The following is a 23,264-nucleotide window of genomic DNA, read 5'->3' as shown; positions in this document are numbered from 1 at the left end:
CGGTTTAATCGGCGGTTGCGCTGGCGCTGGAAGCCTCGGCCTGATCGGCCGCCAGCGCCAGCGCATCGGCCTCGCTGATGGCGCGGCGCTCTTCGTCGTCCATCATCTCCTTGGCCTTGCGCGCTTCGTGGAACGCCATGCCGGTACCGGCCGGGATCAGACGCCCGACGATCACGTTTTCCTTCAAACCACGCAACTCGTCGCGCTTGCCCATGATGGCGGCTTCGGTCAACACGCGGGTGGTCTCCTGGAACGAGGCCGCCGAGATGAAGGAATCGGTCGACAACGAGGCCTTGGTGATGCCCAGCAACACGTTGCTGTACGTCGCAGGCAGCTTGCCGTCGGCGCGCAAGGCGTCGTTGGTGTTGAGAATCTCGGAGCGCTCGACCTGCTCGCCGGCGATGTAACTGGAGTCGCCCGTGTTTTCCACCACCACCCGGCGCAGCATCTGGCGCACGATCACCTCGATGTGCTTGTCGTTGATCTTCACGCCCTGCAAACGATAGACGTCCTGCACCTCATCGACGATGTAGCGCGCCAGCTCTTCCATCCCCAGCAGGCGCAGGATGTCCTGCGGATCGGCCGGACCGTCGATCACGCTCTCACCCTTGTTGACCACCTGGCCTTCGTGCACCAGAATGTTTTTCTCCTTCGGGATCAGCTCGTCCCAGACCTTGCCGTCCGGGTCGGTGATTTGCAGTCGCACCTTGCCCTTGGTTTCTTTGCCAAACGAGACGGTGCCGGTCATCTCGGCCAGCCTGCCCGCGTCTTTCGGGCTGCGGGCTTCGAACAGTTCGGCCACGCGCGGCAGACCGCCGGTGATGTCGCGCGTTTTCTGACCTTCGACCGGCGTGCGTGCCAGCACGTGGCCGGGGCCTACGTCTTGTCCGTCGCGCACCTCGAGCAAGGCGCCGATCTGGAAACCGACCGCCACCGAATGATCGGTGCCCGGGATTTTCACCTCGTTGCCGCTGGCGTCTAGCAGCTTGACCAGCGGGCGCACCACCTTGGTCGAACCGCGGTGTTTGGGGTCGATCACCACCAGCGAGGACAGGCCGGTCACGTCGTTGACCTGCTTGGCCACCGTGAGCCCTTCCTCGACGTTTTCGAATTTCACCATGCCGGCGAACTCTGTGATGATGGGGCGCGTCAGCGGATCCCAGTTGGCCAGTACGGCACCGGCCTTGATGCTTTGGTCGGCCTTGACCGACAAAATGGCGCCGTACGGCACCTTGTGGCGCTCGCGCTCGCGGCCGTGTTCGTCGTGAATGACGATCTCACCCGAGCGCGCAATCACCACCAACTCGCCCTTGCTGTTGGTGACGTAGCGCATGGTGGCGTTAAAGCCAATCACGCCGCTGGACTTGGCCTGCACGCTGGAGGCAATCGCCGCGCGCGAGGCCGCACCGCCGATGTGGAAGGTGCGCATGGTCAGCTGCGTGCCGGGCTCGCCGATCGACTGCGCGGCAATCACGCCCACCGCCTCACCAATGTTGACCAGACCGCCACGGCCGAGGTCGCGGCCGTAACACTTGGCACAAATGCCAAAGCGGGTTTCGCACGTCAGTGCGGTGCGCACCTTGACCTCGTCCACGCCGGCGGCTTCGAGCTCGTCGAGCCAGTCTTCGTCCAACATCTGACCGGCCGGTGCCAGCACGGCGCGGGTTTCGGGGTGGATCACCTCTTCAGCCGTGGTGCGGCCCAGAATGCGGTCGCGCAGCGACTCGATCACCTCGCCGCCTTCGACGATGGCACGCATCAGCGTGCCTTTGCTGGTGCCGCAATCCGGGCTGTTGACCACCAAATCCTGCGTCACATCGACCAGGCGGCGCGTCAGATAACCCGAGTTGGCGGTTTTCAGCGCCGTGTCGGCCAGACCCTTGCGTGCACCGTGGGTGGAAATGAAGTACTGCAGCACGTTCAGGCCTTCACGGAAGTTCGCCGTGATCGGGGTCTCGATGATCGAGCCGTCGGGCTTGGCCATCAGGCCGCGCATGCCGGCGAGCTGGCGAATCTGCGCCGCCGAACCGCGCGCGCCCGAATCGGCCATCATGTAGATGGAGTTGAACGATTCCTGCTCGACCTCGTTGCCGTGCCGGTCAATGGTCTTTTGCTTGGCCAGTTGCGCCATCATGACCTTGGAGATTTCGTCGCCGGCCTTGCCCCAGATGTCGACCACCTTGTTGTAGCGCTCGCCAATGGTCACCAGACCGCTGGCGTATTGCTGGGCGATTTCTTTCACCTCGGCTTCGGCGCGCTCGATGATGAGCGGCTTTTCCTTCGGCACCAGCATGTCGTCCACAGCGATCGAGATGCCGGCACGGGTGGCCAGACGAAAGCCGTTTTGCAGCAGTTTGTCGGCAAACACCACGGTTTCCTTGAGGCCGCACTTGCGGAACGAGGCATTGATCAGGCGCGAGATTTCCTTTTTCTTCAGCGCCTTGTTGAGCACCTCGAACGGCAGACCCTGGGGCAAAATTTCCGACAGCAGGGCGCGACCGACGGTGGTTTCGACCAACGTGGTGCTGGCGTTGAAGTGTCCACTGGCCTTGTCCAGCGTGTGCTGGGTCAGGCGCACGCTGATGCGGCTGGTGATCTCGACCGCGCCACTGTCGAGCGCGCGTTGCAGCTCGCACAAGTCGGCAAACATCATGCCTTCGCCGCGGCCATTGATTTTCTCGCGCGTGGCGTAGTACAGACCCAGCACCACGTCTTGCGAGGGAACGATGGAGGGCTCGCCGTTGGCCGGGAACAGCACGTTGTTGCTGGACAGCATCAGGGTGCGGGCTTCAATCTGGGCTTCGACCGACAACGGGATGTGAACCGCCATCTGGTCGCCGTCGAAGTCGGCATTGAAGGCCGAACACACCAGCGGGTGCAACTGGATCGCCTTGCCCTCGATCAGGATCGGCTCAAACGCCTGAATGCCCAGGCGGTGCAGCGTAGGCGCGCGGTTGAGCAGCACCGGGTGCTCTTTGATGACCTCTTCCAGGATGTCCCACACCACCGGCGTTCCGGTCTCGACTTCCTTTTTCGCCGCCTTGATGGTGGTGGCGATGCCCATGGCCTCCAGGCGCGAGAAGATGAAGGGCTTGAACAGCTCCAGCGCCATCAGCTTGGGCAGACCGCACTGATGCAGCTTGAGTGTGGGGCCGACCACGATCACCGAGCGGCCCGAGTAATCGACCCGCTTGCCCAGCAGGTTCTGGCGGAAGCGCCCGCTCTTGCCCTTGATCATGTCGGCCAGCGATTTGAGCGCGCGCTTGTTGGCGCCCGTCATGGCCTTGCCACGGCGGCCGTTGTCCAGCAGACTGTCCACGGCTTCTTGCAGCATGCGCTTTTCGTTGCGCGCGATGATCTCGGGCGCCTTGAGCTCGAGCAGGCGGCGCAAGCGGCTGTTGCGGTTGATGACGCGGCGGTACAGGTCGTTCAGGTCGGACGTGGCGAAGCGGCCACCGTCCAGAGGAACGAGCGGACGCAGGTCCGGCGGCAGCACCGGCAACACGTCGAGGACCATCCACTCGGGCTTGATGCCCGACTTGCGAAACGCCTCCAGCACTTTCAGGCGCTTGGCGTTTTTCTTGATCTTGAGCTCGGAGCCGGTCAGGTCGTTGCGCAGCTTTTCGATTTCGCTGTCGATGTCTATGTTTTGCAGCAGATCCTTGATGCCCTCGGCGCCCATTTTGGCGACGAACTCGTCGCCGAGTTCGCGCGTTTTGGCGTCGAAGTCGTCCTCGCTCAGGATGGCGAATTTCTTCAGCGGCGTCATGCCGGGGTCGACCACCACGTAGGCTTCGAAGTAGAGCACGCGCTCGATGTCGCGCAGCGTCATGTCCAGAATCAGACCCAGACGCGAGGGCAGTGACTTGAGGAACCAGATGTGGGCGCAGGGTGCAGCCAGGTCGATATGGCCCATGCGCTCGCGCCGCACCTTGGTCTGCGTGACTTCAACGCCGCACTTCTCGCAGATCACGCCGCGGTGCTTGAGGCGCTTGTACTTGCCGCACAGGCATTCATAGTCCTTGATCGGACCGAAAATCTTGGCGCAGAACAGCCCGTCGCGCTCGGGCTTGAAGGTGCGGTAGTTGATCGTTTCGGGTTTTTTGACTTCTCCGAACGACCAGGAACGGATTTTTTCCGGCGAAGCCAGGCCGATGCGAATGGCATCGAAGTGTTCGTCGGGCGTGAACTGCTTGAACAGGTCGAGCAAGGATTTCATGGGTCTGTTTCCTTTTCTTCAGTGCATCACGAACGCTCGAGCTCGATGTCGATGCCGAGCGATCGGATTTCCTTTACCAGCACGTTGAACGACTCCGGCATGCCGGCGGTGATCGCGTGCTCGCCCTTGACGATGGACTCGTACACCTTGGTGCGGCCCTGCACGTCGTCGGACTTGACAGTCAGCATTTCCTGCAAAATGTACGAGGCGCCGTAGGCCTCCAGCGCCCAGACTTCCATTTCACCGAAACGCTGGCCGCCGAACTGCGCCTTGCCGCCCAGCGGCTGCTGGGTGACCAGGCTGTAGGGGCCGGTCGAACGCGCGTGCATCTTGTCATCGACCAGGTGGTGCAGCTTGAGAAAGTGCATGTAGCCGATGGTGGTCTTGCGCTCGAAAGCGTCACCGGTGCGGCCGTCGTAGAGCTGCGCCTGGGTGCGGGTTTCGGTCAGGCCCTTCCTCGCGGCAATGGCGTGCGGGTAGGCCAGCTTGAGCATGGTGCGAATGTCGTCTTCGCAGGCGCCGTCGAACACCGGCGTGGCAAACGGCACGCCCTGCGTGAGGTTTGCAGCCATCTCCAGCACCTGTTCGTCGCTCAGCGCCGTCAGATCCTCCTTCTTGCCGGCCTGGTTGTAGACCGTCTCGAGGAACGCGCGCAGCTCGACCACGGCGGCCTCGCGCTGCAACAGGTCGCCAATGCGTTGACCCAGCCCCTTGGCGGCCCAGCCCAGATGGACTTCGAGCACCTGCCCGACGTTCATGCGCGAAGGCACGCCCAGCGGGTTGAGCACGATGTCGGCCGGCGTGCCATCAGCCATGTAAGGCATGTCTTCGACCGGAACGATCTTGGAGACCACGCCTTTGTTGCCGTGGCGGCCGGCCATCTTGTCGCCCGGCTGCAGGCGGCGCTTGACCGCCAGATAGACCTTGACCATCTTCAGCACGCCGGCCGGCAACTCGTCGCCCTGCGTGAGCTTTTTGCGCTTTTCCTCGAACGCCAGATCAAAGCTGTGGCGCGTTTGATCCATCGAGTTCTTGATCGATTCGAGCTGTGCTGCCACCTCGTCGTCTGCCGGACGGATATCAAACCAGTGGTACTTTTCAACCTCGGCCAAATAAGCCTTATCGATCTTGCTGCCCTTGGCCAGCTTCTTTGGCCCGCCGTTAGCGGCCTTGCCGAGCAGCAGCTTTTCGATCCGGTCAAAGGCGTCGGCCTCGACGATGCGCAACTGGTCGTTCAGATCCAGACGAAAGCGTTTGAGTTCGTCGTCGATGATTTGCTGCGCACGCTTGTCGCGCGTGATGCCTTCGCGCGTGAACACCTGCACGTCGATCACCGTGCCTTGCGAACCCTGGTCTACACGCAGCGAGGTGTCCTTCACGTCGGACGCTTTTTCACCGAAGATGGCGCGCAGCAGTTTTTCTTCCGGGGTGAGCGTGGTCTCGCCCTTGGGCGTGACCTTGCCGACCAGCACATCGCCGGGCAAGACCTCGGCGCCGACGTGGATGATGCCCGAGTCGTCCAGGCGGTTGAGTTGCTGCTCGGCCAGGTTGGGGATGTCGCGCGTGATCTCTTCCGCACCCAGCTTGGTGTCGCGCGCCATCACCACCAGTTCCTCGATGTGGATCGAGGTGTAGCGGTCTTCGGACACGACCTTCTCGGAGATCAGGATCGAGTCCTCGAAGTTGTAGCCGTTCCAGGGCATGAAGGCGATCAGCATGTTCTGGCCGATCGAGATTTCACCCAGATCGGTGGACGCGCCGTCGGCAATCACGTCGCCCTTGTCCAGCTTGTCGCCCTTCTTGACGATCGGGCGCTGGTGGATGTTGGTGTTCTGGTTCGAGCGCTGGTACTTGATCAGGTTGTAGATGTCCACACCCACTTCACCGGCCAGCGCCTCGGCGTCGTTGACGCGAATGACGATGCGGGTCGCGTCCACGTAATCGACCACGCCACCGCGCTTGGCGGTGACCACGGTGCCCGAGTCGACGGCGGCCACGCGCTCGATGCCGGTGCCGACCAGCGGTTTTTCCGGCCGCAGCACGGGCACCGCCTGGCGCGACATGTTGGCGCCCATCAGTGCGCGGTTGGCGTCGTCGTGCTCCAGGAAGGGCACCAGCGAGGCGGCCACCGAGACGATCTGTGCGGGCGACACGTCCATGTACTGGATGGTGTCGGCCGGGGTCAGGATCGACTCGCCTTTTTCACGCGCAGAGACCAGCTCACCGGTCAGCTTGCCTTCCTGGTCCAGCGCCGCGTTGGCCTGGGCAATCACGTACTTGCCTTCTTCGATCGCCGACAAGTAGTCGATCTCGTTCGTTACCTTGGCATCAATCACCCGGCGGTACGGGGTTTCGATGAAACCGTATTCGTTCAGGCGCGCGTACAGGGCCAGCGAGTTGATCAGGCCGATGTTCGGGCCTTCGGGCGTTTCGATCGGGCAGACCCGGCCGTAGTGGGTCACGTGCACGTCACGCACCTCGAAGCCGGCGCGCTCGCGCGTCAGACCGCCCGGCCCCAAGGCCGAGACGCGGCGCTTGTGCGTGATCTCGGCCAGCGGGTTGGTCTGGTCCATGAACTGCGAGAGCTGCGAGGCGCCGAAGAACTCTTTGAGGGCCGCAGAAATCGGCTTGGAGTTGATCAGGTCGTGCGGCATCAGCGGCTCTTGCTCGGCCTGACCCAGACGCTCCTTCACGGCCTTTTCGATGCGCGCCAGACCGGTGCGGTACTGGTTTTCGGCCAGTTCGCCGACGCAGCGCACGCGGCGGTTGCCCAGGTGGTCGATGTCATCGACTTCACCGCGGCCGTTGCGCAGATCGACCAGAATCTTCACCACCGACAAAATGTCTTCGTTCGACAGCACCATGGCGCCGACCGACTCGCCGCGTCCGACGCGGGCGTTGAACTTCATGCGACCCACGCGCGAGAGGTCGTAGGTGTCGGGGTTGTAGAACAGGCGGTGAAACAGCGCCTGCACCGCGTCTTCGGTCGGTGGCTCGCCGGGGCGCATCATGCGGTAAATCGCCACCCGGGCGGCAAACTCGTCTGCCGTCTCGTCGCTGCGCAGGGTCTGGCTGATGTAGGCGCCCTGGTCGAGTTCGTTGGTGTAGATGCACTGCAGGTCTTGCACGCCAGCCACGCGCAGCTTCTTCAGCAGCCCCTCGGTCAGCTCGTCGTTGGCGCGCGCGATGATCTCGCCGGTGTCGGCATCGACGATGCTGCGCGCGACCACGCGACCGATCAAAAAGTCTTCCGGCACGCTGATATGCGTGCAGCCCGACTGCTCGAGTTCGCGCGTGTGGCGCAAGGTGACGCGCTTGTCTTTGGTCACCACGACCTTGCCCGCCTTGTCGGTGATGTCAAAGCGCGCCAGCTCGCCGCGCAGGCGATCGGGCACGAAGGCCATTTGTGCGCCGCTGTCCATCAGGCGGAAATGGTCGTTGACGAAGAAGTTGGCCAGAATCGCTTCCGGCGTCAGGCCAATGGCCTTGAGCAAGATGGTGACCGGCATTTTGCGTCGGCGGTCGACGCGAAAATACAGAATGTCCTTGGGGTCGAACTCGAAGTCCAGCCAGGAGCCGCGGTACGGAATGATGCGGGCCGAGAACAGCAGCTTGCCCGAGCTGTGCGTCTTGCCCTTGTCGTGCTCGAAAAACACCCCGGGCGAACGGTGCAGTTGCGAAACGATCACGCGCTCGGTGCCGTTGATGATGAACGAGCCTTTGTCTGTCATCAGCGGGACTTCGCCCATGTAGACCTCTTGCTCCTTGACTTCCTTGACCACCTTGGACTGGCTGGTCGATGACTCGCGGTCGTAAATGATGAGCTGCACCCGCGCACGCACCGCCGAACCAAAGGTCAGGCCGCGCGTCTGGCATTCACGCACGTCGAATGCCGGCCGCGCCAGGCTGTACTCGACGAACTTCATTTCGACGAAACCGTTGTGCGAGACAATGGGAAACGCGGCTTCGAAGGCCGCCTGCAAGCCCTCGCTGCTGCGCTTCTTGGGCGCGCGCTCGGCCTGCAAGAAGGCCGTGTAGGCGTCCTTTTGCATTTGCAGCAGGTAGGGAATCTCGAGCACGTCTTCACGGCTGCCAAAACTCTTGCGGATGCGTTTGCGTTCGGTGTATGAATATGTCGATGCGGATGCCATGAGATCTCCGGGTGAGGCGCTGGCGCCTGTTGGCGGGCGCGCCAGTGCTGAACTCAGCGTAACTGCTCGTCTCACCGGGTGCGCCGCGCGCCCGGTGATCTGCTTGGTGGCTGGCCTCTACCAGCCATTGGCGGACGGTCGGCGCATTGCACGCCAACCCGAACCAAGTCGTCTTCTGCAGTCGGGGTCAGAAGACACTGATAAACACACTCGTCAGAGTTTGCTTATCAGTGTTGCCGCTCCAAGGCGGGCGCAGCGGCGCCCAAAGCACCAAAGGCTGGAGGCTCCCGGGAGCGCTCCAGCCTTTGCGGCATACCGAATTACTTCAGCTCGGCCTTGGCACCGGCGTCCAGCAACTTCTTCAGCGCTGCATCGGCGTCGGCCTTGGCAATGCCTTCCTTAACGTTCTTGGGTGCACCGTCAACCAGGTCTTTGGCTTCCTTGAGGCCCAGACCAGTGATCTCGCGCACTGCCTTGATGACGGAGACCTTGTTGGCTCCGGCTTCGAGCAGCACGACGTTGAATTCGGTCTTCTCTTCGACCACTGCGGCCGCAGCGCCGCCGGCACCGCCAGCGGGGGCGGCCATGGCGGCTGCGCTGACGCCAAACTTCTCTTCGATGGCTTTCACCAAGTCGTTGAGCTCCATCACCGTCATGCTGTCGAGCGCGGTCAAAAATACGTCTTTATCGAATGCCATTTTGATTTCCTAACAATGGGTTTGAACCAAGCACCGGCGCCCTCAGGCGGCGACGGCCTCTGCTGCCGGTTCGGCAGCGTCTTCGTCTCTTTTCGCCGCCAGCGCGCTCAACACCAGAGCGGTGCGCGCAATCGGCGACATCAGCAAGCCGCACAACTGTGCCAGCAGCACTTCTTTCGAAGGAATGCTGGCCAGTTGCTTGACGCCCTCGGCATCGAGGACTTTGCCGCCGTAGACACCGCCACGAATGACCAGCTTGTCGTTGGTTTTCGCGAATTCGGCCACCACTTTGGCGGCTGCCACGGCGTCTTCAGAAAAGCCATAGATCAGCGGCCCACTCATCTGCTCGGCGCCGACGGCGAAACTGCTGCCGGCCATGGCACGGCGCGCCAGCGTGTTTTTCAACACACGCAGGCTGACGCCGTTGCTGCGGGCCGTCACGCGCAGTTTGTCCAGCGACGCCACCGTCATGCCGCGGTATTGCGCCAGCACGAGCGTTTGAGCTTTTGCGGCGAGGCTGGTCACTTCGGAAATGACTGCTTCCTTCTCACTGCGATTCAGACTCAAGGTCTACTCCTTTTATGTGCCTCGGGCCCGGGAGCCGTCGACACGCCTTAATGCAGCGACCACCTGTTTTGGAACCTGTTCCATCTGCAGCGGGATCGCCATCTGCGTTGGCCTGTCAGATTTAAGTCTTGCCGCGCCCTTGCGGGATCGACTCGACACCAACGGTCTTGGATGGCTCTGCGCTCAGCGCTTGACGCGCCGTGCAGCAGACCCACCACACCCGGGCAGCAAGCCGCCCGAATTCTTTGCTTGCGCTGCGCGCTCGATCAAGCCGTGACCGACTGCACTTCGACGCGCACGCCCACACCCATGGTGGACGACAGCGCGAGCTTGCGCAGGTAAACGCCCTTGCTGGTGGCTGGTTTGGCCTTGCTCAAGGCATCGAGCAGCGCCACCAGGTTGCCGCGCAGCTTGTCGGCGTCGAACGAACGACGGCCAATGGTGCCGTGCACGATGCCGGCCTTGTCGACGCGGAACTGCACCTGACCGGCTTTGGCGTTGCGCACCGCTTGCGCCACGTCGGCCGTGACGGTGCCGACCTTGGGGTTGGGCATCAGGCCGCGCGGGCCCAGCACCTGACCCAGCGTGCCGACCACGCGCATGGTGTCGGGCGAGGCAATGACGACGTCGAAATTCATGTTGCCGGCCTTGATGTCGGCCGCCAAATCGTCCAGTCCGACGATGTCGGCGCCGGCAGCCCGGGCTTCATCAGCCTTGGCGCCCTGGGCAAACACCGCCACACGCTTGGTCTTGCCGGTGCCGTTGGGCATGACGACGGCGCCGCGCACCACCTGATCCGACTTCTTGGCGTCAACGCCGAGCTGAATCGCCACATCGATCGACTCGTCGAATTTGGCGTTGGCACACGCTTTGACGATAGCGAGCGCGTCCGCCAGCGGGTACAGCTTGTTGCTGTCTACTTTGCCGGCAAAGGCTTTTTGTTTTTTGCTCAGTTGGGACATTTACACACCCTCCACAATCACGCCCATCGAACGGGCCGAGCCGGCAATGGTGCGCACCGCCGCGTTGATGTCGGCGGCACTCATGTCCTTCATCTTCACCTTGGCGATCTCTTCGAGCTGGGAGCGGGTGATCTTGCCGACCTTGTTCTTGTTCGGCACCGGTGAACCCTTGTCGAGCTTGATCGCCTTCTTGATCAAGGTCGTCGCCGGTGGCGTCTTGATGATGAAGGTAAAGCTCTTGTCGGCAAAAGCGGTGATCACCACCGGCAGCGGCAGACCCGGCTCGACACCCTGGGTCTGGGCGTTGAACGCCTTGCAGAACTCCATGATGTTGAGGCCGCGCTGACCCAGCGCCGGTCCAATGGGTGGGGAAGGATTGGCCTTACCAGCTGGCACTTGCAGCTTGATGAAGCCGACGATTTTTTTCGCCATGCTCAAACTCCTGCGAGTTCAGACGGCCACCGCTTGTGCGGCAGCCTCCTCGCTTTGGGTGACCCGAAAACAAAGAAAGGCGCAAACGTCGGGCCGACCCGTGTGCGCCATGAAAAGACTTAGGTCTTTTCGACCTGGTTGAATTCCAGCTCGACCGGCGTGGCGCGGCCAAAGATCGTGACCGACACGCGCATCTTGTTTTTCTCGTAATTGACGTCTTCGACCGTGCCGTTGAAGTCGGTGAACGGGCCGTCCTTGACGCGAATGTATTCGCCGACGACAAACTCGACCTTGTGGCGCGGTTTGTCTGTACCTTCTTGCATCTGGTTGACGATTTTTTGCACTTCCTGCTCGGAAATGGGCGCCGGTCTGTTCTTGGCGCCGCCCACGAAGCCGGTCACCTTGCTGGTGTGCTTGACCAAATGCCAACTGTCGTCGTCCATCACCATTTCCACCAGCACATAGCCAGGGAAGAATTTACGTTCGGTGGTGCGGCGCTGGCCGTTTTTCATCTCCACCACTTCTTCGGTCGGCACCAGGATGCGGCCAAACTTGTCCTGCATACCGGCGCGCTTGATGCGTTCCAGGATGTTGCGCTCGGCGGCTTTTTCCATGCCGGCGTAGGCATGCACCACGTACCAGCGCATGCCTTGCGCGGCCACTGCAGCGCTCACAGAGGTACTTTGCTCGGTCATCATTCCCTCCAGCCCAAAATCAGGTCGTAAAACACCCAGGAAATCAGCTGGTCGGTCAGCCACAGAAACAAAGCCATGATGAACACGAACACGAACACATACAGCGTCATGTGAATGGCTTCTTTGCGCGCGGGCCAGACCACTTTCTTGGTCTCGCGCCAGGCGTCCTGGGCAAAAGCCCACAAGCGCCGGCCCGACTCGGAAACCCCGAACACCCCGACAGCAGCGGCCAGGCAGGCCAGCAGGGCCGCCCAGCGCAGCAGCACGTCTTGCTGCGGCAAGAGATAAAACGCGACGAAGGCGCCCAGCACGAACGCCAGGGCGAGCGCGATTTTTGCCTTGTCAGCGCCGCTGCTTACGGTTTCAATTTCAGGAGTAGCCATGAAAATCCAGACGATGCGATAGAAAAAAACACGCCCACATCTCAAAAACCCGAGACAGGCAAGCCCACAGAAGCCACTTGGACTTCGGCGGGCTTGAAACCACAGTGCAGGAAAATATTCAGCGCCGCGCGCAGGCCTGCAGTGTGGCAGGGGCAGTAGGAATCGAACCTACAACCTTCGGTTTTGGAGACCGACGCTCTGCCAATTGAGCTATACCCCTATGGTTTGCTTTCGCTGACGCACGCTTAAGCCAAAATCTTCGCCACCACGCCGGCCCCGACGGTGCGCCCACCCTCGCGGATGGCAAAGCGCAGGCCTTCTTCCATCGCAATCGGGTTGATCAGCTTGACCGTGATCGAGACGTTGTCGCCCGGCATCACCATCTCTTTGCCTTCGGGCAGCTCGATCGCACCGGTCACGTCGGTGGTGCGAAAGTAGAACTGCGGCCGGTAGTTGTTGAAGAACGGCGTGTGGCGCCCACCCTCGTCTTTGGACAGCACGTAGATCTCGCCGGTGAAGTGCGTGTGCGGCTTGATCGAGCCGGGCTTGCACAGCACCTGGCCGCGCTGCACGTCTTCGCGCTTGGTGCCGCGCAGCAAAATACCGACGTTATCACCCGCCTGGCCCTGGTCGAGCAGCTTCCTGAACATCTCGACGCCGGTGCAGGTGGTCTTTTGCGTCGCCGCAATGCCGACAATCTCGATTTCCTCGCCGACTTTGACGACGCCGCGCTCGATGCGCCCGGTGACCACGGTGCCGCGCCCGGAGATGGAGAACACGTCTTCCACCGGCATCAGGAAGGTGCCGTCGACCGCGCGCTCGGGCAGCGGAATGTAGGTGTCGAGCGCGTCGGCCAGCTTCATGATGGCGCCTTCGCCCAGCTCGCCTTTGTCGCCTTCGAGCGCCAGCTTGGCCGAGCCGTGCACGATCGGGGTCGCATCACCCGGAAAGTCGTACTTGTCGAGCAGCTCGCGCACCTCCATCTCGACCAGCTCGAGCAGCTCGGCGTCGTCGACCATGTCGCACTTGTTCAGAAACACGATGATGTAGGGCACGCCCACCTGGCGCGCCAGCAAGATGTGCTCGCGCGTCTGCGGCATGGGGCCGTCGGCGGCCGAGCAGACCAGAATGGCGCCGTCCATTTGCGCCGCACCGGTGATCATGTTCTTCACATAGTCGGCGTGGCCGGGGCAGTCGACGTGTGCGTAGTGGCGGTTGGCCGTTTCGTACTCGACGTGCGCGGTGTTGATGGTGATGCCGCGCGCTTTTTCTTCCGGCGCCGCGTCGATCTGGTCGTAGGCCTTGGCCGAGCCGCCAAACTTGGCCGCCAGCACCGTGGTGATGGCCGCCGTCAGCGTGGTCTTGCCATGGTCGACGTGACCAATGGTGCCGACGTTGACGTGCGGCTTGGTCCGCTCAAATTTTTCTTTTGCCATTTTTCAACTCCAAAATCAAAATTGCCGATACACCGATACAAAAAACTGGTGCCCTTGGCGGGAATCGGACCCGCGACCTCTCCCTTACCAAGGGAGTGCTCTACCACTGAGCCACAAGGGCAAGGCGCCTGCTTTTTCCAGGCGACCACAAATTCAGCACCGCGCCGGCACATTGCCCCGGCAGCGGCAAATCAGTCAAGCATACAGCCTGGAGCGGGAGACGGGAATCGAACCCGCATCATCAGCTTGGAAGGCTGGGGTTCTACCATTGAACTACTCCCGCCCGATGCAGCCTGGCCACACGGCCCAGACCACCCAAACGCGGTACCCCGATCGCTCACAGCGCATAATCGACTGGTGGAGGAGGCTGGATTCGAACCAGCGTACGCGTTAGCGGGCAGATTTACAGTCTGCTGCCTTTAACCACTCGGCCACCCCTCCAAAACACAGCCGGTGATTATGCCATGCATTTGGTGCTTTTTTCCTGAGTTGCTCACCAAACAATCGCGTCGCCCGTTTTCGCCTTCAGCCAGCGATTGGCCTGACCCAGGTGTGCGCAACCCAAGAACGGCTGCGGCGCACGGGCCGCCGACAGCGGCGACGGATGCCTGGCGCACAGCACCTGGTGCCGCGCAGCGTCGATCAAGTCGATCTTCTGTTGCGCCTGCGCGCCCCAGAGCAGAAAAACCTTGGGTGCGCCGGCTTGGCTGCAGTGCCGAATGACGGCGTCGCTCAACGCCTCCCAGCCCCGCCCGACGTGGCTGGCAGGCAAGCCGTCTTCCACCGTGAGGCAGGTGTTGAGCAGCAGCACGCCTTGCTCGGCCCAGTGCAGCAGCGAGCCGCAAGCCGGCATCGGCAAACCAAGATCGCGCTGCCGCTCTCGGAAGATGTTGCGCAGACTGGGCGGCAGCGGCTGCCCCGGTGCGACCGAAAATGCCAGCCCTTCGGCCTGCCCCGGACCGTGGTAGGGGTCTTGTCCCAAAATCACCACCCGCACGCGCGCAAGCGGCGTCAGATGCAAGGCGCGCAGCGGCAGCGGCGGGTAAATGAGCGCGCCAGTGGCCAGGCGTTGGCGCAAAAAACGCAGCAACGCGCAGGCCTTGTCGCTGGCCCAGAAGGTCTGCAGCAGCGCTGCCCAATCGGGCGCCACCGGCCAATGTGCCGGGTCGGCATGTTCGAGTCGCGTGGGCGGCGCTGCGCCCGACGCCGGCGGCTGTGGCCTCACCTGGGCTGCTCAGGCAAACAGCTCGACCAGCGCCAGCCCCGGCTCGGGCGCGCACATGAAGGCCTCACCGACCAAGAACGCCTGCACCCCCGCTGCGCGCAGGCGCAGCACGTCGTCGCGCGTGCGAACACCGGACTCGGTCACCAGCAGCCGATCGGCCGGCAGATGCGGCAGCAGGTCGTGTGTGGTTTGCAGCGAGACTTCAAAGCTGCGCAGATCGCGGTTGTTAACGCCGATCAGTGGCGTGCGCAGCCGCAGCGCGCGCTCCAGCTCGCTGCGGCCGTGCACCTCGACCAGCACCGCCATGTTCAGGCTCAGCGCCAGCGCCTCCAGATCGGCCATGCGGGCGTCGTCCAGGCAGGCGGCAATCAGCAAAATGGCGTCTGCCCCTAGCGCGCGCGCCTCGTAGACCTGGTAGGCGTCGACCATGAAGTCCTTGCGCAGCACCGGCAGCTCGCAACTGGCGCGCGCTTGCTTGAGGTCATCCGAGCTGCCCTGAAAGAACTGCCGGTCGGTCAGCACCGAGAGGCAGGCCGCGCTGACCTGGCCGTCGCCCTCGGCGTAGCTCTGGGCCACGTCGGCCGGCACGAAGTCTGCGCGCAACACCCCTTTGCTCGGACTGGCCTTTTTGATCTCGGCGATCACGGCGGCCTGCCCGGCGTCGATCTTGGCGCGCAGCGCGCCCTCGAAGTCGCGCGTCAGCACCCGGCCCTCGGCGTCGGCGCGCACCACGGCGAGCGGCTTTCTCTTTTGCGCCGCCGCCACTTCTTCGTGTTTGACGGCCACGATGCGCTGGAGTATGTCGTTCATGCGGTCAAGCCTTGGGGGTGGTAAGGGCAGCGAGCTCAAGATGCCGCTGCGGTGGTGAATGCAATCAGCTCGCGCAGGCGGCGCGCCGGCGCGCCCGATTCCAAGGCCAGGCGCGCGCGCGCTATACCGGCTGCCATATCGGGGCAGACATTGGCCGCGTACAGCGCCACGCCGGCGTTGAGCAGCACGATGTCGCGCGCCGCGCGCAGGCCGGGTGCGTCGCCGGAGGATTCAAGCACGCCCAGCAGCATGGCCTTGGAATCCTCGGGTGTCTGCACCCGCAGCGTGCGGCTGCTGGCCATGCGCAGACCAAAATCTTCCGGGTGAATCTCGTACTCGCTGATCTGGCCGTTTTTCAACTCACCGACCAGCGTGGCCGCACCCAGCGACACCTCGTCCATGCCGTCGCGGCCGTAGACCACCAGCGCATGCTGCGCCCCCAGGTCTTGCAGCACGCGCACCAAAATGCCCACCAGGTCGGAGTGGAACACGCCCAACAAGATGTGTGGCGCAGCAGCCGGATTGGTCAGCGGTCCCAGAATGTTGAACAGCGTGCGGATGCCGAGTTCGCGCCGCACCGGCGCGACGTTCTTCATGGCCGGGTGGTGGTTGGGCGCAAACATGAAGCCAATGCCCACCTGCTCGATGCAGCGTGCAATCGCCGCCGGCGCCAGGTTGATGTTGACACCCAGGGACTCGAGCACGTCGGCGCTGCCGCTCTTGCTGGAGACGCTGCGTCCGCCGTGCTTGCTGAGCTTGGCGCCCGCCGCGGCGGCAACAAACATGGCGCAGGTGGATATGTTGAAGGTGTGCGAGCCGTCGCCGCCGGTGCCTACGATGTCGAGCAGATGCGTCTTGTCGGCCACCGGCACCGGGATGGAGAACTCGCGCAGCACCAGCGCGGCGGCGCTGATTTCGCCGCTGGTCTCGCCTTTGACGCGCAGGCCGGTGAGGAAGGCGGCCAGCCACACGGGCGACATCTCGCCGCGCATGATCAGCCGCATCAAATGCCGCATGTCGTCGGGCAGGATTTCGCGCCGCTCGATGAGGACTTGCAGGGCTTGCTGTGGGCCAATGGGCATGTTCTATCCTTGCGGCACGGGTGTTGGCCCGGTCGGGCGCTGCGCAGAGGGCGGCTGCGGCTGCAAAAAATTCTTCAGCAGGGCGTGACCGTGCTCGGTCAAGATGCTCTCGGGGTGGAACTGAACGCCTTCAATCGCCAGCGTCTGGTGCTTGACGCCCATGATCTCGCCGTCGTCGGTCCAGGCTGTCACCCGCAAGCAATCGGGACAACTGGCGCGCTCGATCGCCAGCGAGTGGTAGCGGTTGACCGTGAACTGCCGCGGCAAATGAGCGAACACGCCCTCTTGCGTGGTGGTGATGAGGCTGGTCTTGCCGTGCATGAGCGCCTGCGCGCGCACAATACGCCCGCCAAAGGCGGCGCCTATGCTCTGGTGCCCCAGGCACACGCCCAGAATAGGCAGACGGCCGGCGAAGCGTTGGATGGCAGCCACCGAGATGCCGGCTTCGGCCGGCGAACACGGGCCGGGCGAGATTACCAGACGGTCGATCTGCCCGGCGTCGACGCGGCGCTCGACCTCATCCAACGTGATCTCGTCGTTGCGCACCACAGTCACGTCGGCACCGAGTTCGCCCAAGTACTGCACGATGTTGTAGGTGAACGAGTCGTAGTTGTCGATCATCAACAGCTTCATGGCTCGGGGCTCCTGCTGCAAACGGGCGAATTCGCCGCGTTCGAATTCGATAAAGGCGTCGATCATGGCGCGGTAGGTGGCCTCGAGCACTGCCTCGGGCGCGCCCTGCTCGCGCGCCTGCTCGCGCACCCGCGCAATGATGAAGTCGATCCGCGCCTGGTCATGAATCTGATGCGCCCACCGCTTGATGCGCGCGGCCTGCGCCACGCAGCGCGAGCGCTCGACCAGCAAAGCGACGATGCGGTCGTCGAGCGCGTCAATCAACTGACGCAGCTCGGCCATGGTCTGGCACTGCGCGGGCACAGACGCTCTCACTCCAAGCCCTCCTGCACCAATTCGGCCGCGCGCAACAGCGCGCGCGCCTTGTGTTCGGTCTCGCGCCACTCCATCTCGGGCACCGAATCGGCCACCACGCCGGCGGCCGCCTGCACGTAGAGCGTCTGATCTTTGATGATGCCGGTGCGAATGGCAATCGCCACGTCCATGTCGCCCGCGTAGCTCAGATAGCCGCAGGCGCCGCCGTACAGACCCCGCTTGCTGGGTTCGAGCCGGTCGATCAGCTCCATCGCGTGCACCTTGGGCGCACCGGTCAGCGTGCCGGCCGGGAAGGTGGCCTTGAGCACGTCCATGTTGCTCAGGCCGTCTTTGAGCAGGCCCTCGACGTGGCTGACGAGGTGCATCACATGGCTGTAACGCTCGACAGCAAACGTCTCGGTCACTTGCACCGATCCCACCTGCGCGATGCGACCGATGTCGTTGCGCGCCAGATCGATCAGCATCACGTGTTCGGCGCGCTCCTTGGGGTCGTTGAGCAGCTCCTGCTCTGCCGCCCGGTCCAGCTCGGGCGTGGCCCCGCGCGAGCGGGTGCCGGCCAGCGGGCGGATGATGAGCTTTTGCCCCTGCTCGCAGCGCTCCTGGCGCACCAAAATCTCCGGCGACGCCCCCACCACGTGAAAGTCACCGAAGTGGTAGTAGTACATGTAGGGGCTGGGGTTGAGCGAACGCAGCGCACGGTACAGGCTGAGCGGCGGCTCGGTGAAGCGCGTTTTGATGCGCTGGGCCAGTTGCACCTGCATGAAGTCACCCGCGGCGATCAGTTCCTTGGCGCGCTGCACGGCAGCGATGTAATCGGCCTGGGCAAACTCGCGCTGCACCGGGTGGTTGGCGCTGGGCTTGAGCGGCGGCGCGCCAACCGGTTTTTGCAGCGCCGCGCGCAGCTCGCACAGGCGCTCTTGGGCGCGAACGTAGGCCTGCGGCTGCGCCGGGTCGGCGTAAACGATCAGGTACAGCTTGCCCGACAGGTTGTCGATGACGGCCATCTCCTCGCATTGCAGCAGCAAAATGTCGGGGCAGCCCAGGGTGTCGGGCGGACAACTGTGTACGAGCTTGCTTTCGATGTGGCGCACCACGTCGTAAGCAAAATAGCCTGCCAGACCGCCGCAAAAGCGCGGCAAGCCTGGACGCTGCGCGACCTTGAAACGCTGCTGGTAGGCAGCAATGAAGTCCAGCGGGTTGCCGCTGGCGCGCTCGCGCAGCACGCCGTCGTGCACCACTTCAGTTTGCGCCGCCGCGCCAAATCCGCTCACGCGCAGCAGGGTGCGCGCGGGCAAGCCGATGAAGCTGTAGCGGCCAAAGCGCTCGCCGCCGACCACCGATTCGAGCAAAAACGAATAACGCCCGCCGTCTTGGCTGTGCGCCAGCTTGAGGTAGAGCGACAGCGGCGTTTCCAGGTCGGCAAAGGCCTCGGCCAGCAGAGGAATGCGGTTGTAGCCCTGCTCGGCCAGACGGGTGAATTCAGGTTCGGAGATCATGTGCGCTGAAGGGTTCGACACCGCCGCAAGAACCGCTGTGCGGCGCTGGCCTGGAACGGTGTGTGCTGGGGATTCAGGCGGCTGTGCCGCGCCCGGCAACTGCACAGGACGGGACTGGCACGCTCACGCGGGCTTGCGCCAAGGCCAAACGCTTCTGCCAGCCAGAGGCGGAACATGGGTGACCCAGAGGAGGCAGAACTTGAGCATGGCAGTAAAGTGTAGCAAAGAGCCAGCAGCCCATAAGGCTGATTATCATGGTCACGCTGAGATGCAGCCCCAATCAAGCCGAGCGCGCGCTTTTGCCAGCGCTCATGCATCCCGCTTATGCCCTAACCCCAAGACGAACCGGACCCATCATGAATGTCATCACCCTTTGGCGCGCCCGCGCCTGGACACTCCCCCTGATCCTGTTTTTGCTGTTGACACTCTCGCTGAGCCTGAAGCCGCTGGGCGCTGCGGCCCAGACGGTCAGCGTCAGCGGGGTGACACTGGAAAACCGCATCATGCTCGGCGGCAGCGCCTTGCAACTCAACGGCGCGGGCGTGCGTACCCGGGCGGTGTTCAGGGTCTACGTGGCCGGTCTGTATCTGAGCCGCCCGGCCACCAACCTGGAAGAGGTGCTGGCTGCACCCGGTCCCAAGCGCTTGTCGGTCACCATGCTGCGTGATATCGACACGGCCGTCTTGGGGCGCCTGTTTGCGCGCGGAATTGAAAACAACATCGACCGCCGCACGTTCTCGCGCCTGATCCCTGGCGTGATTCGCATGAGCCAGATCTTCACCGACCACCGGCAGCTCAGAGCTGGCGACACCTTCACGATCGACTGGCTGCCGGGCAGCGGCACCGTCATCAGCGTCAAAGGCCAGGTAGCCGGCGAGCCTTTCACGGAGCCGGAGTTTTTCGATGCCATGATGCGCATCTGGCTTGGCGCGCAGCCGGCCGAACAGGCGCTCAAAGACGCCTTGCTCGGCCGCAGCCCCTGAGCCTGCCGCAGCCCCTGAGACCAGCGCACCTTCGATGTCCATCACGACGGCTTGCAGCGCCGGCCAATGCCTGCGCATCAGGCCGCCAGCGCGCTGCGCATCTGTTCGACTGCGGCCCTGCCATCGGGTCGATCAAAAGGGGGGCTGCCACATGAACGGCCTATATTCACAGACCTGCAAGGTCTTGCCGAGTGGCGTTAACATGACGCCCATGTCCAAATATCAGTTCATCTGCGAAGTCGAGCCGCAGTACCTGGGTGAGCAGTCCACGCCCGACGAAGGTCTGTACGCCTTTGCCTACACCATCACCATCACCAACACGGGCGAGGTGGCGGCGCAACTGATCGCACGCCACTGGATCGTGGACGACGCCAGCGGCCACAGCGAAGAGGTGCGCGGGCTGGGCGTGGTCGGCCACCAGCCCTTGCTGCGACCCGGAGAATCGTTTCAGTACACCAGCGGCACGCGCTTGCGCACGGCCGTCGGCAGCATGCGTGGCAGTTTTTTTTGCGTTGCCGAAGACGGCACTCGCTTTGAGGCCCCGGTGGCCGAATTTGCACTGCGCGCGCAGGCCAATGCACCCGAGGCGCGCGTGCTGCACTGAAAGGCTTCGCCCGCATTGCGTTGCACCCTTTCGCTGCCATGAAATGGTTTCCCCGCTGGGCTGCGCTGGCCTTGGTTTTGCTGCTGCTGGTGGGCTTGGCGCTGCTGCTGCACCAGCGCCCCAGCCTGGTACAAGTCGATCTCGTCACGCGCGGCGCGATTGCTCAGTCGGTGCTGGTCAGTGGTCGCATCAACGCGGCGGCGCGGCTGGAACTGGGATCCGAGGTAAGCGCCACGGTACAAGAGGTGCTTGCACGCGAGGGCGATCGCGTGCGCGCCGGCGCTGTGCTGGTGCGCCTGTCAGACGCCGAGGCGCAGGCCGCGCTGCAACAGGCGCAGGCGCTGCTGGCTGAGGCGCGTGCGCGCGCGTCACAACAAGTCACGCTGAATGCACCGCTGGCCGAGCAGACGCTGCGGCAGGCGCAAGCCCAGGCGCAAGCCGTCGAGCGCGAACATCTGCGCGTGCGTGAACTGGTGGCACAGGGCTTTTTCTCACAGCAGCGGCAAGACGACAGCCAGCGCGCGCTCGAGACCGCGCGCAGCGCACTGGCGCAGGCCCAGTTGCAGGTGCAAGCGCAGCAGCGCAACGGGGTCGAGTCGCAACTGGCGCGCGCGCGCGTGCAGCAGGCCGAGGCGGCGCTGGCGCTGGCGCAGGCGCGGCTGGCGCGGCTACTCATTAAAAGCCCGATGGACGCGCTGGTGCTGGCGCGCCATGTCGAGCCCGGTGGCATGGCGCAGCCCGGTCGGGCGCTGTTGTCCCTGGCTGCGCTGGGCGGCTTGCGCATCGACGTCGCCGTCGACGAGCAGCACCTGGGCTTGCTGAGCCTGGGCATGCCTGCGCGCGCGCTGGCCGATGCCTTCCCGAATCAGCCGTTCGAGGCCACGCTCAGCCACCTGAGTCCGGCAGTCGATCCGCAGCGCGGCACGCTGGAGCTGCGACTGGCGCTAGACCCTGCGCCGGCCTTTGTGCGCCCGGACATGACGGTGTCGGTGGAGCTGCTTGGCCCCAGTCGAACGCAGGCGCTGCTGCTGCCGGCGCTGGCGCTGCGCGCAGCGGATACGTCTTCGCCCTGGGTGCTGCGCGTGCGCGACGGCCGCGCCGAACGCGTGCCGGTGCAGTTGGGTCTGCGCGGCATCGGCATGATTGAAGTCCTCAGTGGCCTGGCTGAAGGTGATTGGGTGATTGCGCAGACCGAGGCCACCGTGCCGGGCGAGCGGGTGCGCCCGCGTGCACCGGCAGCGCCAGCGCACGGGCTGCAACTGCCGGGTTTGGTGGTGCGCTGAGATGTCGGCTGGCCTGTGTAAGCAGCAATGACCCGTCAGCGCCGCCCTTTTGCCGCCTCGCTGCGCTGGATGCCCTTCGAGCTGCTGCTGGCGCTGCGTTTTTTGCGCGAGGGCCGCATGCAAAGCGCGCTGATTCTGGCCGGCGTCACTGGTGGCGTGGCGGTTACTATTTTTCTCACCCAACTGATCAACCAGTTGCAAAGCGGCATCATAGACCGCGTGATGGGCGCGCAGGCGCATGTGGTGCTGCGTCCGCTGGAAGAGGCGACGCTGCGCGTGCCGGCGCCGCCCGACGGCCCTGCGCTGGCAGCGCTGGTGCAGCCGCGCGAGCAGCGCCTGCGCTCACTTGACCAGTGGGAACGCGTGGCCGCACAGGTTGCAGCCACACCGCAGGTGCTGGCGGTCTCACCCGTGGTCAGTGGCCCGGCCTTTGCAGCAAGCGGCGCTGCCAGCCGGAGTGTGGCGCTGCTGGGTGTGTTGCCTGATGCCTACCGCCGCGTGGTGCAGATGGACGACAAAATGCTGCACGCTCGCTTTGATGTCAGCGGGAACCGGGCACTAATCGGCGTCGAGCTGGCGCGCGAACTTGGCCTGGGCGTGGGCGACCGGCTGCGCCTGAGCAGCGCCAGCGGGCGCAGCGAGACCTTGCTCGTCGGCGGCTTGTTTGACATGGGCAACCGCGAACTCAACCGCCGCTGGGTATTCGTCACGCTCAGGCTGGGGCAGACGCTGCTGGACTTGCCGGGTGGCGTCACGCATATCGACGTCCGGGTGCGCGATCTGTTTGGCGCCGACGCGGTGGCGAATGTGCTGCGCGCGCAAACCGGTCTGACGGTCGAGAGCTGGATGCAGACCAACGCCGGCCTGCTCAACGCGCTGTCGAATCAGTCCGTCTCGAACAACCTGATACGCAGCTTCGTGGTCCTCATCGTCGCCCTGGGGATCGCCAGCGTGCTGGTGGTCAGCGTGGTGCAAAAGCAGCGCGAAATCGGCATTCTGCGTGCCATGGGCGCCGGACGGCGTCGCGTCATGGCGATTTTTTTGCTGCAAGGTGGACTGGTCGGCCTGGTCGGCTCGGTATTGGGCACCGCACTGGCTTTCAGCCTGCTGCAGGTGTTTTCTCGCATTTTCAAAAGCCCGGACGGCAGCGCCTTGTTTGCCCCCATGCTCGATCCGCTGCTGGTGCTGCTGGCCGCGCTGCTGGCCTGCGTGGTCGGCCTGCTGGCCGCGGTCATTCCTGCGCGCAGCGCCGCGCGCATGGATCCGGTGCAGGCGATCCGCAGCTAGGGT

18 protein-coding genes, 4 tRNA genes and 1 pseudogene are annotated in these 23,264 nt (G+C 63.8%); 4 read left to right on the top strand and 19 right to left on the bottom strand.

Annotated features, from left to right (window positions below; translation table 11 throughout):
• Positions 1 to 4 precede the first annotated feature (4 nt).
• The 19 genes and pseudogenes from rpoC to trpE all read right to left on the bottom strand — a co-directional run bounded on the left by rpoC (position 5) and on the right by trpE (position 19,104).
• Positions 5 to 4,219, bottom strand: a complete 4,215-nt coding sequence (rpoC, locus tag EST26_RS04075; protein WP_291065614.1) for a DNA-directed RNA polymerase subunit beta' — start codon at positions 4,217 to 4,219, stop codon at positions 5 to 7.
• 26 nt (positions 4,220 to 4,245) lie between these two features.
• Complete coding sequence (gene rpoB, locus EST26_RS04070; RefSeq protein ID WP_291065613.1) at positions 4,246 to 8,370, bottom strand: DNA-directed RNA polymerase subunit beta; 4,125 nt, start codon at positions 8,368 to 8,370, stop codon at positions 4,246 to 4,248.
• Between the two features lie 320 nt (positions 8,371 to 8,690).
• A complete protein-coding gene (gene rplL, locus EST26_RS04065) occupies positions 8,691 to 9,068 on the bottom strand; it encodes a 50S ribosomal protein L7/L12 (RefSeq protein ID WP_291065612.1) in 378 nt (125 codons plus the stop codon).
• A gap of 42 nt (positions 9,069 to 9,110) precedes the next feature.
• Positions 9,111 to 9,635: a 50S ribosomal protein L10 gene (rplJ, locus tag EST26_RS04060; protein ID WP_291065611.1), complete on the bottom strand. Its 525-nt coding sequence runs from the start codon at positions 9,633 to 9,635 to the stop codon at positions 9,111 to 9,113.
• A gap of 266 nt (positions 9,636 to 9,901) precedes the next feature.
• Positions 9,902 to 10,597 (bottom strand): 50S ribosomal protein L1, encoded by a 696-nt coding sequence (rplA, locus tag EST26_RS04055; RefSeq protein ID WP_291065610.1) that lies wholly within the window; start codon positions 10,595 to 10,597, stop codon positions 9,902 to 9,904.
• Positions 10,598 to 11,029 (bottom strand): 50S ribosomal protein L11, encoded by a 432-nt coding sequence (gene rplK / locus EST26_RS04050; RefSeq protein WP_291065609.1) that lies wholly within the window; start codon positions 11,027 to 11,029, stop codon positions 10,598 to 10,600.
• Between the two features lie 119 nt (positions 11,030 to 11,148).
• Positions 11,149 to 11,727: a transcription termination/antitermination protein NusG gene (gene nusG / locus EST26_RS04045; protein ID WP_291065608.1), complete on the bottom strand. Its 579-nt coding sequence runs from the start codon at positions 11,725 to 11,727 to the stop codon at positions 11,149 to 11,151.
• Positions 11,724 to 12,107 (bottom strand): preprotein translocase subunit SecE, encoded by a 384-nt coding sequence (gene secE, locus EST26_RS04040; protein ID WP_291065607.1) that lies wholly within the window; start codon positions 12,105 to 12,107, stop codon positions 11,724 to 11,726. Before secE ends, nusG begins: the two co-directional genes overlap by 4 nt.
• 144 nt (positions 12,108 to 12,251) lie before the next feature.
• Positions 12,252 to 12,327 (bottom strand) — tRNA-Trp (locus EST26_RS04035).
• A 25-nt stretch (positions 12,328 to 12,352) separates the two neighbouring features.
• Positions 12,353 to 13,543 (bottom strand): elongation factor Tu, encoded by a 1,191-nt coding sequence (tuf, locus tag EST26_RS04030; RefSeq protein WP_291065065.1) that lies wholly within the window; start codon positions 13,541 to 13,543, stop codon positions 12,353 to 12,355.
• 46 nt (positions 13,544 to 13,589) lie between these two features.
• A tRNA-Thr gene (locus tag EST26_RS04025) sits at positions 13,590 to 13,664 on the bottom strand.
• An 88-nt stretch (positions 13,665 to 13,752) separates the two neighbouring features.
• Positions 13,753 to 13,826, bottom strand: a tRNA-Gly gene (locus EST26_RS04020).
• A 72-nt stretch (positions 13,827 to 13,898) separates the two neighbouring features.
• Positions 13,899 to 13,984: transfer RNA gene (locus EST26_RS04015), tRNA-Tyr, on the bottom strand.
• Between the two features lie 52 nt (positions 13,985 to 14,036).
• A complete protein-coding gene (locus EST26_RS04010; RefSeq protein WP_291065606.1) occupies positions 14,037 to 14,768 on the bottom strand; it encodes a uracil-DNA glycosylase in 732 nt (243 codons plus the stop codon).
• Between the two features lie 9 nt (positions 14,769 to 14,777).
• The gene (gene trpC, locus EST26_RS04005) at positions 14,778 to 15,578 is read right to left on the bottom strand and encodes an indole-3-glycerol phosphate synthase TrpC (RefSeq protein ID WP_291065605.1); all 801 of its coding nucleotides are present in this window, start codon (positions 15,576 to 15,578) and stop codon (positions 14,778 to 14,780) included.
• Between the two features lie 35 nt (positions 15,579 to 15,613).
• Entirely contained in the window at positions 15,614 to 16,660 is a 1,047-nt protein-coding gene (gene trpD / locus EST26_RS04000) for an anthranilate phosphoribosyltransferase (RefSeq protein ID WP_291065604.1), read from the bottom strand.
• A 3-nt stretch (positions 16,661 to 16,663) separates the two neighbouring features.
• The gene (locus EST26_RS03995) at positions 16,664 to 17,293 is read right to left on the bottom strand and encodes an aminodeoxychorismate/anthranilate synthase component II (RefSeq protein WP_291065752.1); all 630 of its coding nucleotides are present in this window, start codon (positions 17,291 to 17,293) and stop codon (positions 16,664 to 16,666) included.
• 51 nt (positions 17,294 to 17,344) lie between these two features.
• A pseudogene (locus EST26_RS03990) lies at positions 17,345 to 17,575 on the bottom strand (chorismate mutase); the annotation flags it as partial.
• Between the two features lie 29 nt (positions 17,576 to 17,604).
• On the bottom strand, positions 17,605 to 19,104 hold the full coding sequence (gene trpE, locus EST26_RS03985) for an anthranilate synthase component I (protein WP_291065603.1): 1,500 nt from the start codon (positions 19,102 to 19,104) through the stop codon (positions 17,605 to 17,607).
• Between the two features lie 356 nt (positions 19,105 to 19,460).
• Here trpE and EST26_RS03980 point away from each other — a divergent pair, with 356 nt between their 5' ends.
• The 4 genes from EST26_RS03980 to EST26_RS03965 all read left to right on the top strand — a co-directional run bounded on the left by EST26_RS03980 (position 19,461) and on the right by EST26_RS03965 (position 23,261).
• Positions 19,461 to 20,087: a chalcone isomerase family protein gene (locus EST26_RS03980; protein WP_291065602.1), complete on the top strand. Its 627-nt coding sequence runs from the start codon at positions 19,461 to 19,463 to the stop codon at positions 20,085 to 20,087.
• A 211-nt stretch (positions 20,088 to 20,298) separates the two neighbouring features.
• Positions 20,299 to 20,691, top strand: a complete 393-nt coding sequence (gene apaG / locus EST26_RS03975; protein WP_291065601.1) for a Co2+/Mg2+ efflux protein ApaG — start codon at positions 20,299 to 20,301, stop codon at positions 20,689 to 20,691.
• Between the two features lie 38 nt (positions 20,692 to 20,729).
• On the top strand, positions 20,730 to 21,974 hold the full coding sequence (locus tag EST26_RS03970; RefSeq protein WP_291065600.1) for an efflux RND transporter periplasmic adaptor subunit: 1,245 nt from the start codon (positions 20,730 to 20,732) through the stop codon (positions 21,972 to 21,974).
• 27 nt (positions 21,975 to 22,001) lie between these two features.
• Positions 22,002 to 23,261 carry an ABC transporter permease gene (locus tag EST26_RS03965; protein WP_291065599.1) on the top strand — a complete coding sequence of 420 codons (1,260 nt, stop codon included), beginning with the start codon at positions 22,002 to 22,004 and terminating at the stop codon, positions 23,259 to 23,261.
• The last annotated feature ends 3 nt before the right edge of the window (positions 23,262 to 23,264 follow it).

This window comes from Hydrogenophaga sp., from assembly GCF_014773545.1.
Classification (GTDB): domain Bacteria; phylum Pseudomonadota; class Gammaproteobacteria; order Burkholderiales; family Burkholderiaceae_C; genus Hydrogenophaga.
Note: the sequence above shows the minus strand (reverse complement) of the source record. Positions and strands in the feature narration are given on the sequence as shown.

What these genes read in the sequence shown, in the direction of transcription:
- rpoC (WP_291065614.1), bottom strand. Translation starts at nt 4,219, where the DNA reads ATGAAATCCTTGCTCGACCTGTTCAAGCAGTTCACGCCCGACGAACAC.
- rpoB (WP_291065613.1), bottom strand. Translation starts at nt 8,370, where the DNA reads ATGGCATCCGCATCGACATATTCATACACCGAACGCAAACGCATCCGC.
- rplL (WP_291065612.1), bottom strand. Translation starts at nt 9,068, where the DNA reads ATGGCATTCGATAAAGACGTATTTTTGACCGCGCTCGACAGCATGACG.
- rplA (WP_291065610.1), bottom strand. Translation starts at nt 10,597, where the DNA reads ATGTCCCAACTGAGCAAAAAACAAAAAGCCTTTGCCGGCAAAGTAGAC.
- rplK (WP_291065609.1), bottom strand. Translation starts at nt 11,029, where the DNA reads ATGGCGAAAAAAATCGTCGGCTTCATCAAGCTGCAAGTGCCAGCTGGT.
- nusG (WP_291065608.1), bottom strand. Translation starts at nt 11,727, where the DNA reads ATGATGACCGAGCAAAGTACCTCTGTGAGCGCTGCAGTGGCCGCGCAA.
- secE (WP_291065607.1), bottom strand. Translation starts at nt 12,107, where the DNA reads ATGGCTACTCCTGAAATTGAAACCGTAAGCAGCGGCGCTGACAAGGCA.
- tuf (WP_291065065.1), bottom strand. Translation starts at nt 13,543, where the DNA reads ATGGCAAAAGAAAAATTTGAGCGGACCAAGCCGCACGTCAACGTCGGC.
- trpC (WP_291065605.1), bottom strand. Translation starts at nt 15,578, where the DNA reads ATGAACGACATACTCCAGCGCATCGTGGCCGTCAAACACGAAGAAGTG.
- trpD (WP_291065604.1), bottom strand. Translation starts at nt 16,660, where the DNA reads ATGCCCATTGGCCCACAGCAAGCCCTGCAAGTCCTCATCGAGCGGCGC.
- EST26_RS03995 (WP_291065752.1), bottom strand. Translation starts at nt 17,293, where the DNA reads ATGAAGCTGTTGATGATCGACAACTACGACTCGTTCACCTACAACATC.
- trpE (WP_291065603.1), bottom strand. Translation starts at nt 19,104, where the DNA reads ATGATCTCCGAACCTGAATTCACCCGTCTGGCCGAGCAGGGCTACAAC.
- EST26_RS03980 (WP_291065602.1), top strand. Translation starts at nt 19,461, where the DNA reads ATGAATGTCATCACCCTTTGGCGCGCCCGCGCCTGGACACTCCCCCTG.
- apaG (WP_291065601.1), top strand. Translation starts at nt 20,299, where the DNA reads ATGTCCAAATATCAGTTCATCTGCGAAGTCGAGCCGCAGTACCTGGGT.
- EST26_RS03970 (WP_291065600.1), top strand. Translation starts at nt 20,730, where the DNA reads ATGAAATGGTTTCCCCGCTGGGCTGCGCTGGCCTTGGTTTTGCTGCTG.
- EST26_RS03965 (WP_291065599.1), top strand. Translation starts at nt 22,002, where the DNA reads ATGACCCGTCAGCGCCGCCCTTTTGCCGCCTCGCTGCGCTGGATGCCC.